This is a genomic window from Microbacterium sp. ACRRU (assembly GCF_022346945.1).
Taxonomy (GTDB): Bacteria; Actinomycetota; Actinomycetes; order Actinomycetales; family Microbacteriaceae; genus Microbacterium; species Microbacterium mcarthurae.
On record NZ_JAKRNI010000020.1, the window covers coordinates 1 to 13,254 of the forward strand.

The 13,254-nt window shown below is 70.9% G+C and carries 9 protein-coding genes; 5 read left to right on the forward strand and 4 right to left on the reverse strand.

The annotated features are described in order from the left end of the window. Nucleotides 1-409: 409 nt before the first annotated feature. Nucleotides 410-1,414 (reverse strand): LacI family DNA-binding transcriptional regulator, encoded by a 1,005-nt coding sequence (locus tag MHY30_RS10360; protein ID WP_239276841.1) that lies wholly within the window; start codon nucleotides 1,412-1,414, stop codon nucleotides 410-412. Nucleotides 1,415-1,586: 172 nt separating this feature from the next. Here MHY30_RS10360 and MHY30_RS10365 point away from each other — a divergent pair, with 172 nt between their 5' ends. From MHY30_RS10365 to MHY30_RS10385, 5 genes are all read left to right on the forward strand, one after another. Next, nucleotides 1,587-2,876 (forward strand): extracellular solute-binding protein, encoded by a 1,290-nt coding sequence (locus MHY30_RS10365; RefSeq protein ID WP_239276842.1) that lies wholly within the window; start codon nucleotides 1,587-1,589, stop codon nucleotides 2,874-2,876. A gap of 10 nt (nucleotides 2,877-2,886) precedes the next feature. Next, nucleotides 2,887-3,909 carry a carbohydrate ABC transporter permease gene (locus MHY30_RS10370; RefSeq protein ID WP_239276843.1) on the forward strand — a complete coding sequence of 341 codons (1,023 nt, stop codon included), beginning with the start codon at nucleotides 2,887-2,889 and terminating at the stop codon, nucleotides 3,907-3,909. Next, entirely contained in the window at nucleotides 3,906-4,790 is an 885-nt protein-coding gene (locus MHY30_RS10375; protein WP_239276844.1) for a carbohydrate ABC transporter permease, read from the forward strand. Before MHY30_RS10370 ends, MHY30_RS10375 begins: the two co-directional genes overlap by 4 nt. Nucleotides 4,791-4,795: 5 nt before the next feature. Then, entirely contained in the window at nucleotides 4,796-7,114 is a 2,319-nt protein-coding gene (locus MHY30_RS10380; RefSeq protein ID WP_239276845.1) for a glycoside hydrolase family 3 N-terminal domain-containing protein, read from the forward strand. 114 nt (nucleotides 7,115-7,228) lie between these two features. Next, a complete protein-coding gene (locus tag MHY30_RS10385) occupies nucleotides 7,229-8,704 on the forward strand; it encodes a deoxyguanosinetriphosphate triphosphohydrolase family protein (protein WP_239276846.1) in 1,476 nt (491 codons plus the stop codon). A gap of 307 nt (nucleotides 8,705-9,011) precedes the next feature. On the opposite strand, the gene araA is transcribed toward MHY30_RS10385, so the two are convergent. The 3 genes from araA to MHY30_RS10400 are packed head-to-tail and all read right to left on the reverse strand — an operon-like array spanning nucleotide 9,012 to nucleotide 12,825. Beyond that, a complete protein-coding gene (araA, locus tag MHY30_RS10390; RefSeq protein WP_239276847.1) occupies nucleotides 9,012-10,523 on the reverse strand; it encodes an L-arabinose isomerase in 1,512 nt (503 codons plus the stop codon). Nucleotides 10,524-10,540: 17 nt separating this feature from the next. Beyond that, nucleotides 10,541-12,112: a xylulokinase gene (locus tag MHY30_RS10395; protein ID WP_239276848.1), complete on the reverse strand. Its 1,572-nt coding sequence runs from the start codon at nucleotides 12,110-12,112 to the stop codon at nucleotides 10,541-10,543. Then, entirely contained in the window at nucleotides 12,109-12,825 is a 717-nt protein-coding gene (locus tag MHY30_RS10400) for an L-ribulose-5-phosphate 4-epimerase (protein ID WP_239276849.1), read from the reverse strand. Before MHY30_RS10400 ends, MHY30_RS10395 begins: the two co-directional genes overlap by 4 nt. Nucleotides 12,826-13,254: the final 429 nt, after the last annotated feature.

Genomic DNA, 13,254 nt, shown 5'->3' on the forward strand with positions numbered 1-13,254 from the left:
GGCGGGGGGCAGAGTGTCCAAGACACGCCGATGCCGAGCGCGCGCATCCGCGTGTCTTGGACACCGAACCGCGGGAGGGACGCGGATCGTCAGGGCCGCTCTCGACCGGCGCAGCGAGTGTCCACCACACGCGGACACGCCTCACACGCGTCCGCGTGTCTTGGACACCCAACCGCGAGAGGAACGCGCATCGCCGGGGCCGCTCTCGACCGGCGCAGCGAGTGTCCACAACACGCGGACACGCCTCACACACGTCCGCGTGTCCTGGACACCGAACCCGCGGGAGGAACGCGCCCCACCGCGCACCCACCCCCTGAGGGTCCACAACACGCGGACACGCCTCACACGCGTCCGCGTGTCTTGGACACCGAACCCGCGGGCGGAGCGCGGGGCGGCGCCGGGAACAGGGTCAGCGGGGCCGAGGCGGGGGTGCGGTCGTGGCGCGGACGACGAGCCGGGTCGGCAGCTGGACGTGGGTTTCGGGCAAGTCCTCGCCCGTCAGGAGCGCGAGGACGATGCGCACCGCCTCGGCCCCGAGGCGTTTCATGGGCTGACGGATCGTCGTGAGGCCGGGCTGGGCGCGCGCGGCCTCGGGCACGTCGTCGAACCCGACGACCGATAGATCGTCGGGGACGCGCAGCCCCCGTTCGGCGGCGACTTCGATGATCGACAGGGCGGACAGGTCGTTCGCGGCAAAGACGGCGGTGGGTCGATCGAGCAGCGCGAGCATCGCGTGCGCGGCCTCGCGCGCGACGTCCTGCTCATAGCGTCCGACCCCCACCAGCGCGGGATCGAACGGGATGCCGGCCGCCGACAACGCCGCGCGATAACCGGACGCGCGCGCCACCGCCGACCGCAGGTCGGGGCGACCGGCGATGAAGCCGATGCGACGGTGGCCGAGCTGCACGAGGTAGTGGACGGCCTGCTGGGCGCCGGTGTAGCTGTCGGATTCGACCGTGGGCAGGTCAGCGCGGCCCGTGTGCGGGTCGACGGCGACGATCGGCACCTCGCTCACGACGTTGACGACCGTGGGCGTGACCAGGATCGCCGCGTCGATGAGCGTGCCGCTCAGGCGGCTCAGCGAGCGCCGCTCCCAGCCCTCACCGTCGCGGCGGGCACCCGTGTAGGCGAGGAGGTCGTAGCCCGTGTCGGACAACGCCCCGCCCACACCCTTCAGAATCTCCGCCGAGAACGGCTCGATGTCGGCCACGAGCACGCCGATGACCCCCGTGCGGCGCGCCCGCATGCTGCTGGCCACCAGACTGGACTCATAGCCGAGCGCCTCGACGGCGTCGAGCACACGCGCGACCGTCTCGGGCGAGACGCCGTATCGGCCGTTGACGGCCTTGGACACGGTTGCCACCGAAACCCCCGCGGCGGTGGCGACGTCGTGGATGGTCGCGCGTCTGTTCACGGCTCGACACTAGTCGTGGAAATCATTTTCGAAAACGTTTGACGCTCGTCACGCCCCGGGTGACACTTCTGGAACCTCGGGCCGCACACCCGGGGGTGAACGAACGGCATCGCAGCCGAACACCGGAGCATCCCGCGAGGGACGCACCTCGACGAAGAGAAACGGGAATCACATGAACACGAGGAAGATCCTCGCCGCGTCGGCCATCGCCGTCGCCGGCACCCTGGCCCTCGGCGGTTGCGCCGCGGGCGGCGGCGGCGGACAGAACGCCGACGGCAGCGTCACCCTGACTTTCTGGCACAACTCCACCACCGGTGACGGAAAGAAGTACTGGGAAGACACCGCCGCGGCCTTCGAGGAGGCCAACCCGGGTGTCACCATCGAGATCCAGGCCGTGCAGAACGAGGAGATGGACGGCAAGCTCCAGACCGCGCTGAACTCCGGCGACGCGCCGGACGTCTTCATGGCACGCGGTGGCGGCAAGCTCGCCGACATCGTCGAGGCCGGCCAGGCGATGGATCTCACCGACAAGATCTCCGACGACGTCAAGTCCGCTCTGGGCGGATCGCTCGGCGCCTTCGAGGTCGACGGCAAGAACTACGGCATGCCCGTCGCCGTGCTCCCCTCGGGCATCTTCACCTCGCAGGACCTGCTCACCGCCGCGGGTGTCACCGAGGCCCCCGCGACGATCGACGACCTCGTGGCGGCGGACGAGAAGATCCGCGCCACCGGCGTCGCCCCCATCGCCGTGGGCGCCAAGGACGCGTGGCCTGCCGCGCACTGGTACTACAACTTCGCACTGCGCGCCTGCGCCAAGGACGTGCTGGATGCCGCGGCCGAGAGCCGTAACTTCGACGACCCGTGCTGGCTCGAAGCGGGCGAGAACCTGCAGGCCTTCCTCGAGACCGAACCCTTCAACGAGGGCTTCCTGACCACCGCAGCCCAGCAGGGCGCCGGTTCTTCGGCGGGTCTTCTGGCCAACAAGCAGGCCGCGATGGAGCTCATGGGCGCCTGGAACCCCGGCGTCATCGCGTCGCTGACGCCCGACCAGCAGCCGCTGCCCGACCTCGGCTGGTTCCCGTTCCCCGAGGTCCCCGGTGGTGACGGAGAGCCCGGCGCCATCATGGGCGGCGTCGACGGATACTCCTGCTGGGTCAACGCCCCCGAACAGTGCGTCGACTTCCTCAACTTCATGGTGACCCAGGAGAACCAGGAGTACTACGCGGAAGCGTTCCAGACCATCCCCGCCTCGAGCGAGGCGACCGCAGCGGTCACGACGCCCGCCCTGCAGTCGGCCCTGGCCGCCTACACCGACGCCCCCTACGTGTCGGTGTGGCTCGACACCCTCTACGGCCAGAACGTCGGCAACGCGCTGAATGTCGCCGTGGTCGACATGTTCGCCGGCAAGGGCACACCGCAGGGCATCGTCGACGCCGTCAACGCGGCTGGCGCCCGCTCCTAAGGATCCCGACATGACCACCGTGCGTCACCCCGTCGCCACCGCGTCGGACGACGTCGCCGGTCGCCGCCTGGCCGAGGAAGGAGCTACCCGCTCCTCCTCGGCCGGGCGGTCGCCCGTGCGGCGCCGCCGAGAGAACTGGCGCATCCGCGGCGAACTGGCGATCCTCCTGGGCCCTGCCCTGGTGGTCTTCGTCTCGTTCGTCATCCTGCCGGTGGCCCTGGCCGCCTTCTACGGCTTCTACAGCTGGTCGGGGTTCGGCGTCCCCACCGAGTTCGTCGGATTCCGCAACTACCTGACGATCCTCACCGACCCCGCTTTCCACGAGGCGCTCGGTCACAACGCGTTCATCGTCGTCGGGTCCCTCGTGCTGCAGGGGCCGCTCGCCCTCGGACTCGCGCTCCTGCTCAACCGCAAGATGCGAGCGCAGTCCCTGATCCGCGTGCTGATCTTCGTTCCCTACGTCATCTCCGAGGTCGTCGTCGGCCTCGGCTGGGGCCTCATGCTGCAGTCCGGCGGCGCGCTCAACGGCGCACTGGAGAAGATCGGGCTCGGCGCCCTCCGCGCCGACTGGATCTCCGACCCGGCGCTGGCGATCTGGACGCTGCTCATCATCATCACGTGGAAGTACATCGGCTTCGCCGTCATCCTCTTCCTCGCGGGGCTCCAAGGCATCCCGGAGGAGCTGTCCGAGGCCGCCGCCATCGACGGCGCGTCGTTCTGGCAGATCCAGCGCCACATCGTGCTGCCCCTCATGGGACCCACGATCCGCATCTGGGCGTTCCTGTCGATCATCGGCTCGCTGCAGCTGTTCGACCTCGTCTGGATCATCTGGGGTCAGTACGTCGCCTCGACGGCCGGAACCTCGACCATGGCCACCTACATGGTCGCCAACGGCCGCAACGCCGGCAGCTTCGGCTACGGCAGCGCCGTGGCCGTGGTGATGTTCCTCATCTCCCTCGCCGTCGCCCTCATCTACCAGCGCTTCGTGCTCCGTCGTGACACGGCCGGCGCTCTCACGGGAGGCACCAAGTGACCGCCACCGCCACCCTCGTCGCGCCGAAGGCGCCGCGATCGGCCCGCCGCTCCCCTGTCGGCACCTCGCGCTCGAGCTCGGTCATCGTGGGCTTCGTCGCCCTCCTGCTGATCGGAATGATGCTCGCCCCGGTGGTGTACATCATCCTCGGCGGCTTCCGCTCGAACGCCGAGATCACCGTCGACTCGTCCGGGTTCCCGACCCGGTGGAACTGGGAGAACTACGCCGACGTCCTCGGCAGCGGCGTGTTCTGGGGCCAGGTCGGCAACTCGGCGATCGCCGCGATCGCGACGACGGTGTTCGTCGTCGCGCTGGGTCTGATGGCCGCGTACGCATTGTCGCGCTACCGCTTCCGCGGGCGCGGGGCCGTGTACGCGCTGTTCACCGCGGGGCTCATGTTCCCGATGACGGTGGCGATCACGCCGCTGTACATCCTGGTGCGCAACCTCGGGCTGACGAACTCGCTCACCGGCGTCATCATCCCCCAAATCGCGTTCGCGCTGCCGCTGACGATCATCATCCTGTCGCCGTTCCTCGCCGCGATCCCGAAGGAGCTGCAGGAGGCCTCCTCCATCGACGGTCTCGGTCGTCTCGGCTTCTTCTGGCGCATGGTGCTGCCGCTGGCCGTCCCCGCAGTCGTCACCGTCGGCATCCTGGCGTTCGTCAACAGCTGGAACTCCTACATGCTCCCGCTGTTCATCCTCAACAACGAGGCCTCGTACACGCTCCCGCTGGGCACGCAGGCCTTCGCTTCGCAGTACTCCGTCGACACCGCGCGCGTGCTCGCATTCACCTCGCTGTCGATGATCCCCGCTCTGCTGTTCTTCAGCGTGTTCGAGCGACGGATCGTCGGCGGCCTCACCGGCGCCGTGAAGGGCTGATCCGCATGACCATCCACACCTCCGACATCGGCGCACCGCTGGCCCCCGGCGTCTCGGCCCGCGTGCAGGCGCTCGTGACCGAGATGACCCTGGACGAGAAGCTGGCCCAGCTGGTCGGCTACTGGGTCGACCAGGGCGACGAGGTCGTCGCGCCGATGTCCGGCGAGAAGGTCACCTCGACCGACTACGCGGATGCCACGGTCCACGGCCTCGGCCACCTCACCCGGGTGTACGGCACGCGGCCGGTCGACCCGGTCGACCGGGCCGCCTGGCTGTGGAGCGAGCAGCGTCGACTGAAGACCGAGACGCGTCTGGGCATCCCCGCCCTCGTGCACGAGGAGTGCCTGACCGGTTTCGCGGCGTGGAAGGCGGCGACCTTCCCCACCCCGCTCGCGTGGGGCGCGTCGTTCGATCCCGAGACCGTCGAGCTCGTGGCATCCGCCATCGGACGCTCGATGCGCGAGGTCGGCGTGCACCAGGGACTCGCGCCGGTGCTCGATGTCATCCGCGATCCCCGGTGGGGACGTGTCGACGAGTGCATCGCCGAAGACCCGTACGTGGTCGGCACGATCGGCACCGCGTACGTGCGGGGCCTGCAGGACGCCGGTGTGCACGCGACGCTCAAGCACTTCGTCGGGTACTCGGGCTCACGGGCGGGCCGCAACCACGCCCCGGTGCACGCGGGTCCGCGCGAGCTGCAGGACGTGTTCCTCCCGCCGTTCGAGATGGCGGTGCGCGATGGCGGTGTGCGTTCGGTGATGAACTCGTACGCCGAGATCGACGGCGTCCCCGTCGCCGCCTCGCCCGAGCTGCTCACCGATCTGCTCCGCCGACGGTGGGGCTTCGACGGCACCGTGGTCTCCGACTACTTCGCGGTGGACTTCCTCCGTTCGATGCACGGCGTCGCGGGCACCCCCGGCGAGGCCGCGCAGCTCGCCCTGGAGGCGGGGATCGACGTCGAGCTCCCCGGCGCCGACGCATACCCGCACCTGGCCGCGCGGGTGGCATCCGGCGACCTTCCCGAAGCCGTGATCGACCGCGCGGTCGCGCGCGTCCTCGCCGAGAAGGAGGACCTCGGTCTCCTGGATGCCACCTTCGACGACGCCCCCACGGAGGTCGACCTCGACGACGCCGAACACCGCGCGCTGGCGTACCGCCTGGCGCTGGAGAGCGCCGTGCTGCTGCGCAACGACGGCGTACTGCCGCTCGCGGCCGCTCCCGGACGCATCGCCGTCATCGGGCCCAACGGCGACAGCGCCGAGGCGCTCATGGGCTGCTACTCGTTCGCCAACCACGTGCTCGCGCACCACCCCGGGACGCCGATGGGCTTCGACATCCCGACGGTGCGCGAGGCCCTGGCCGCGCGGTTCCCGGATGTCGTCGCGGCGGAAGGCTGCGCGGTCGAGGGGACGGATGCCTCGGGCATCGCCGCGGCGGTCGAACTCGCCCGTTCGGCCGACGTCGCGGTGGTCGTCGTCGGCGACCGCGCGGGCCTGTTCGGTCGCGGCACGGTGGGCGAGGGGAACGACGCCGATTCTCTCGAGCTGCCGGGCCTGCAGCGCCGTCTCGTCGAGGAGGTCGTGGCGACCGGGACGCCCGTGGTGATGGTGCTGCTGACCGGCCGCCCGTACGCCCTCGGGTGGGCCCTCGACGAGGCCACCGGTCCCGCGGCGGTCGTGCAGTCCTTCTTCCCGGGCGAGGAGGGCGGTCCCGCCCTCGCGACCCTGCTGGCCGGTGACGCCTCTCCCTCGGGGCGCCTCCCGGTGTCGCTTCCCCGCTCGGCCGGGGCGCAGCCGTACTCGTACCTGCACCCGATCCTCGGCGGTCCCACCGAGGTCACGAGCACCGACCCGACCCCCGTCCGGCCGTTCGGTTTCGGATTGTCGTACACGTCGTTCCGGCGCGAGGGCCTCGAGGTGGACGGGACGTCCGGCTCCGCCGTGGAGGTGCGCGCCGGCGATGCGTTCTGCGCGCGCGTCCGCGTGACCAACACGGGCGAGCACCGCGGTGCCGACGTCGTTCAGCTCTACGCGCACCGTGCCGTCGCGAGCGTGACGCGCCCCGTCGCCCAGCTCGTCGCGTACGCCCGGGTGGAGCTCGAGCCGGGCGAGACGGCGGACGTGCGGTTCACGATCCCCGCGTCGCGCCTGGCGTACAGCGATCGTGCGCTGCGCCGGGTCGTCGAGCCCGGCGAGGTCGAGCTGCGCGTGGGTCCGTCCTGCGCCGAGGTCGACGAAGCCGTGGCCCTGCGCCTCACGGGCCCGGCGTTCGAGCTGCGTCCCGACGACGCTCGCATCGTCGCCGTCGAGGTGCGCCGGGGCTGATCCCGCCTCTCCTGTCCGCGAGACTTCATCGCGCCGACGACCGCCCCGCATACTGCACGGGGGTTGTCGGCGCGATGCTGTCTCGCGGGGGTGGACGGCCGATAGCGTGGACGGATGACGCTCCCCACGGCATCCTCGCGCGTGTTCGACGATCGCGACGCCGCCGGCGCCGACCCGTGGTCGATCGACCTGGAACGCATTCAGTTCTCGCCGTACTTCTCCCGCCTGTCGGCCGTGACCCAGGTGGTGTCGCCGTCGATCTCGGGCGCCCCGGTGCACAACCGCCTCACGCACACGCTCAAGGTCAGCGCGATCGCCCGCGTCGTTGCCCTGCAGCTGAACACGAGCGCCGGCACCGACGTGTGCAACGCCACCGTCGTCGAAGCCGCCGCGTACGCGCACGACCTGGGCCACCCGCCGTTCGGCCACCTAGGTGAATCGACGCTCGACCGTCTCGCGCGCACCGAGCTCGGCCTTGCCGACGGGTTCGAGGGCAACGCGCAGACGTATCGCATCCTCGCGGCCCTCGACGTCGTCGAGCACGCGCCCCGAGGGCTCAACCTCACCGCCGCCGTGCGCGCGGCCTCGGCGAAGTACCCGTGGTCGCCGTCGGTGTCGGCGGCCGAGATCGAGCGGCTCGGTCCGCCCCGTGGCATCCGTCGCGCCTCCGACGGCGCGTACCGCGTGCACAAGTACTCGGTGTACGACCTGGATGCCGCTGACCTGGACCGGGCGCGGGAGGGCGTGGATGCCGAGCCGCTGCGGCAGACGATCGAGGGCGCCGTCATGGATCTCGCCGACGACATCGCGTACTCGGTGCACGACGTCGACGACTTCTACCGCGCGGGGATCCTGGACCACGCCCCGATCGCGGCGGAGTTCCGCGGCTGGCTGGACGACGTGCTCGAGTGGCGCTCGCGCGATGACGCCGAGGTGCGGGCTGAGCTCGCGCCCGGCGCGGCCCTGGAGCGCTTGCGGCGGAAGATGCGCCGCGACGACCCGTGGATCGCGGACGACGAGGCGTTCCTCGACGCGGTGAGCGACGTGGATGCCGAGATGGTCACCGACCTGCTCGCGCGCCCGTTCGACGGGTCGTTGACGGCCGAGCGGCGGCTGGCCGCGTTCACCGACCGGTGGATCCGCCGCTTCCAGGAATCGGTGCATCTGCGACCGCTGGACACTCCGCGGTCCGGACCGGTGGCGCTCTCGCCGTCGGCCTGGCACCACGTCGAGGTGCTGAAGTTCGTCCACAAGCGGTTCGTGCTGAGCCGCCCCGACCTGGCGATTCAGCAACGCGGAATGAGCCGGATCCTCGCGCGCTCCGTCCGCGCGCTCGGCGAATGGCTCGACGACGACCCCGACCGATCGCGCACCCCCCGGCGGCTGCGCGAGCTCATCGCCCTCGCGCAAGAGCAGTCCGCCGCGCTTCCCGCCGAACGCCGGCCGACGGATGCCGAGGCCGAGACGCTCGCGCGCTCCCGCGGGATCGTCGACTACGTGGCATCCCTCACCGACGCTCAGGCGTTCACGCTGTCGGAGGCGATCTCCGGCCGCGCCGACCGCCTGTGGTCGCTGGGCCAGCGACTGTAGCGCGGGCTCCCGGCATCCATGTCCCACTTCGTGCGACGGCAGTCTCCCAGAGCTGCACAAAGTGGGACACGCACGCCGGTCGAACGCCGCGGCTGCCGCGGCTGCGGGCACACGAATGCCCCGGGTCCCGCGGTGGCCCACCACCGACGCGGGCCCGGGGCACGGTTCGTGCGCCGGAACAACCGGGGCACGGTTCGTGCTGTGGGGCGCTCGATGTCCACCCCACTGCACGAGACGCGCCCCGAGCGACCGGTTCGCGTACGTGCCGCACCGCCCCGGGGCTCGAAGCAACCCGGGGCGGCGGGGGTCAGATGCCCTGGGCCAGGCGGTAGTACGCCTGGTTCCAGCGCAGCTCGCTCTGGAAGCCGCGGACCGTGGTGTCCTCGTCGATGACGACGAGCTCGGTCTTGGCCATCTCTGCGAAGTCGCGGAACACCTCGATGCCCACGGCCGTCGTCATGACGGTGTGGTGGGCGGCGCCGGCGGCGAGCCAGCACGCGGCCGACGTCGCGAAGTCCGGGGCGGGCTTCCACACCGCGCGGCCCACGGGGAGCTTCGGCAGGTCGGGAGCCTCGACGTTCTCGACGACGTTCGCCGTGAGGCGGAAGCGGTCGCGCATGTCGCTCAGCGCCACGACGAGGGCGGGCCCGGGGTCGGCGGTGAACACCAGGCGCACCGGGTCTTCCTTGCCGCCGATGCCCAGCTCGTGGATCTCCAGGCGCGGCTTGGCCGTCGTGAGCGACGGCGAGACCTCGAGCATGTGCGCCCCGAGGATGCGCTCGTTGCCGGGGACGAGGTCGTAGGTGTAGTCCTCCATGAGCGACGCGCCACCGGGGAGGCCCGCGCCCATGACGTTCGCGACGCGCACGAGGATCGCCGTCTTCCAGTCGCCCTCGGCGCCGAATCCGTAGCCCTCGGCCATGAGGCGCTGCACCGCGAGGCCGGGCAGCTGCTTCAGGGCACCGAGGTCTTCGAACGACGTCGTGAAGGCGCCGAAGCCGCCCTCCTCGAGGAACGACCGCAGGCCGAGCTCGATCGCGGCGCCGTCGCGCAGCGACTGGTGCCGCGCGCCACCGGGGAGCAGTTCCTCGACCACCTCGTAGCTGTCGATGTACTCCTGCACGAGCGCGTCGATGTCGGCATCCGAGGCCTGCGCGACGGCCTCGACGAGCTCGTTGACGCCCCACGTGTTGACCTGGACGCCGAAGCGCAGCTCGGCTTCGGTCTTGTCGCCCTCGGTGACGGCGACGAAGCGCATGTTGTCGCCGAAGCGCGCGAGCTTGAGGGTGCGGGCGGCGGTCCAGCCGGCGGCGGCGCGCTCCCAGTCCTCGATCTGCTGACGCACGGCGGGGTTCGACACGTGCCCGACGACGGTCTTGCGCGCGACGCCGAGGCGCGTCTGGATGTACCCGAACTCACGGTCGCCGTGCGCGGCCTGGTTGAGGTTCATGAAGTCGAAGTCGATGTCGTTCCACGGCAGCTCGACGTTGGCCTGCGTGTGCAGGTGCAGCAGCGGCTTCTGCAGCGCGTCGAGGCCTGCGATCCACATCTTCGCGGGGCTGAAGGTGTGCATCCACGCGATGACGCCGATGACGTCGTCACGGCCGTTGACCTCGAGGGCCATGCGGCGGATGCTGTCGGAGTCCTTCAGCACGGGCTTCCAGACGATCTTCACGGGCAGGCCCGCGAGGCCTTCGACGACACCCTGGGACTGCTCGGCGACCTGCTTCAGGGTCTCCTCGCCGTAGAGGTTCTGGCTGCCGGTGACGAACCAGACCTCGTAGCCGTCGAGGTCGTTCTTGAGGGGCGTGCGGGTCATGTCTTTTCCTGTCGTTCTCAAAGGGATGCCACGGCGGCCGCCTCGACGGCGAGCCCGGCGCGGTAACGGTCGAGGTAGGCCGAGAAGCCGGCGACGTCCGCCGGTTCGGGCTCGGCGGTGACGATGGGCGCGTCGGCGAAGACGGCCTCGCGCAGGTAGGTGTCGAGGTCGCGGCCCGCGCCGTCGGCGACGTACGCGGCGAGCACGGCCATGCCCCACGCCCCGCCCTCGGACGCGGTCTCGGCGACCGCGACGGGGGCGTCGAGGGCCGCCGCGAGGAAGCGCTGCGCGACCCCCGCGGTGCGGAACATGCCGCCGTGCGCGTACATCTTGTCGAGGCCGACGCCCTCGCCGTGGAGGACGGCCATGCCGAGCGCGAGCGTCCCGAAGACGCCGTACAGCTGTGCGCGCATGAAGTTCGGCAGCGTCAAGCGGCTGTCGGGAGTGCGGACGACGAGCGGGCGTCCCTCGTCGAGACCGGCGATCGGCTCACCGGCGAGGTGGTTGTAGGCCAGCAGTCCGCCGGCGTCGGCCTCGCCCTCCAGCGCCGCGGCGAAGAGCGCCGCGTACGTGGCATCCGGAGTCTGGGGCACGCCCGCGGCGGCAGCGAACGCGCCGAACATGTTCGCCCACGCCGCCAGCTCGCTCGCGCCGTTGTTGCAGTGCACCATCGCCACCGCGTCGCCGGACGGGGTCGTGACCAGGTCGAGCTCGTGGTGCACCTCGGTCAGCGGCCGCTCGAGCACGACCATCGCGAAGATGCTCGTGCCGGCACTGACGTTGCCCGTGCGCGGCGCGACGGCGCACGTCGCGACCATGCCCGTGCCCGCGTCGCCCTCGGGCGGGGCGAACGGGATGCCGGGCTGCAGCGCGCCGCTCGGATCGAGCAGCGCGGCGCCCGCCGCCGTCAGGCTGCCCGCTTCGGCGCCCGCGACGAGCACGCGCGGCAGCAGGTCGGCGAGCGCGGGCACGCGTCCGGCGGCGAGGCCGTCGTACCGCTCCACGAGTTCGGCGTCGTAGTCACGGGTGGCGGAGTCGATCGGGAACATGCCCGAGGCGTCGCCGACGCCCAGGACCTTCTCGCCCGTCAGCTGCCAGTGCACGTAGCCGGCGAGCGTGGTGAGGAAGCGGATCTCGGGCACATGGGGCTCGGCATCCACGACCGCCTGGTGCAGGTGCGCGATGGACCAGCGCAGCGGGATGTTCACGCCCAGCAGGTCGGTCAGCTCGGCCGCGGCGACACCGGTGTTGGTGTTGCGCCACGTGCGGAAGGGAGCGAGCAACTCCCCGTCGGCGTCGAAGGCGAGGTAGCCGTGCATCATCGCCGACACACCCATCGCGGCGTACCGCTCGGGGGTGACACCGTACTTGTGCTGTGCGTCGGCGACGAGGCCGGCATAGGCGGCGCGGAGCCCCGACCACACGGCATCCAGCGAGTACGTCCACAGCTTGTCGGCGTAGACGTTCTCCCACTCGTGCGAACCCGTGGCGAGCACCTCGGCGTCGGGGCCGATGAGACACGCCTTGATGCGGGTGGAGCCGAGCTCGATGCCGAGGGAAGCCCGGCCTTCGGTGATGTGCGCGTTCATCGACGGTCGTCCGTGCTCTGTCCGTAGACGTTCTGGTAGCGGTTGTAGAGGGCGTCGATCTTGTCCTGCGGGATCGGGATGAGGGGTCCGGCCTCGCGCGCGATGTGCACGGTGCGGGCGACGTCTTCGAGCATGACGGCGGCCTTCACGGCATCCTTCGCGCTCGTCCCGATCGTGAAGGGACCGTGGTTCTGCATGATCACGCCGCGCGAGCGGTGTCCGCGCAGGGTCTCGACGATGCCGCGGCCGATCGAGTCGTCGCCGATGATCGCGAAGGGGCCGACCGGGATGGGGCCGCCGAATTCGTCGGCCATGGCCGTGATGACGCAGGGGATCTCTTCGCCGCGGGCCGCCCACGCGACGCCGTAGGTCGAGTGGGTGTGCACGACGCCGCCGACCTCCGGCATGTTCCGGTACACGTAGGCGTGCGCAGCGGTGTCGCTCGAGGGGCTGCGCTCGCTGCCGGGCGTGCCGGGGATGGCGTTGCCGTCGAGGTCGCACAGGATCATGTTCTCGGGGGCCAGATCGTCGTAGGAGACGCCGGAGGGCTTGATGACGAACAGATCGGCACCGGCGACCCGGCCCGAGACGTTGCCGCCGGTCCACACGATGAGGTTGTAGCGCACGAGCTCGGCGTGCAGTTTCGCGACGTCGGCGCGGACGGCGTCGATCGCCTCCTGCACCTCGGGCGTGAACGGGGCGGCATCGGACACGCGGGGTCTCCTTCGACATTGGGGCCGGGTGGCGTGTTTATGTTACCGGTAACATCGGGGATTTCGCGACCCTCCGATGCGGTCGATTCGCGCCCCGGCATCCCCGCAGCCCAGCCCCGCGAGTCGGCGTGCACAACTCCGGCAAAACCGAACCCCGGATGCCAACCGCGCCCGCACCCGCGCGCAACGCCGGAGTTCTGCACGCCGAGCCGCCGCACGCCGGCGCGCATCGCTGCGCCTCATCCGCCTGTCGTGGGGCGTGTCCCACGATGTGCGGAACTGAGGACCTGAAGTCACACAGAGTGGGACATGGACGGCGTGGCATCCGGCACCCCCGCAGCACGGCTCCGCGAGCCGGCGCGCACAACTCCGGCGAAACCGAACCCCGGATGCCGACCGCGCCTGCACCCGCGCGCAACGCCGGAGTTC

Excerpts from the sequence above, each read along its gene's own strand:
- MHY30_RS10395 (WP_239276848.1), bottom strand. The coding sequence starts at position 12,112 with ATGAACGCGCACATCACCGAAGGCCGGGCTTCCCTCGGCATCGAGCTC.
- MHY30_RS10380 (WP_239276845.1), top strand. The coding sequence starts at position 4,796 with ATGACCATCCACACCTCCGACATCGGCGCACCGCTGGCCCCCGGCGTC.
- araA (WP_239276847.1), bottom strand. The coding sequence starts at position 10,523 with ATGACCCGCACGCCCCTCAAGAACGACCTCGACGGCTACGAGGTCTGG.
- MHY30_RS10370 (WP_239276843.1), top strand. The coding sequence starts at position 2,887 with ATGACCACCGTGCGTCACCCCGTCGCCACCGCGTCGGACGACGTCGCC.
- MHY30_RS10365 (WP_239276842.1), top strand. The coding sequence starts at position 1,587 with ATGAACACGAGGAAGATCCTCGCCGCGTCGGCCATCGCCGTCGCCGGC.
- MHY30_RS10385 (WP_239276846.1), top strand. The coding sequence starts at position 7,229 with ATGACGCTCCCCACGGCATCCTCGCGCGTGTTCGACGATCGCGACGCC.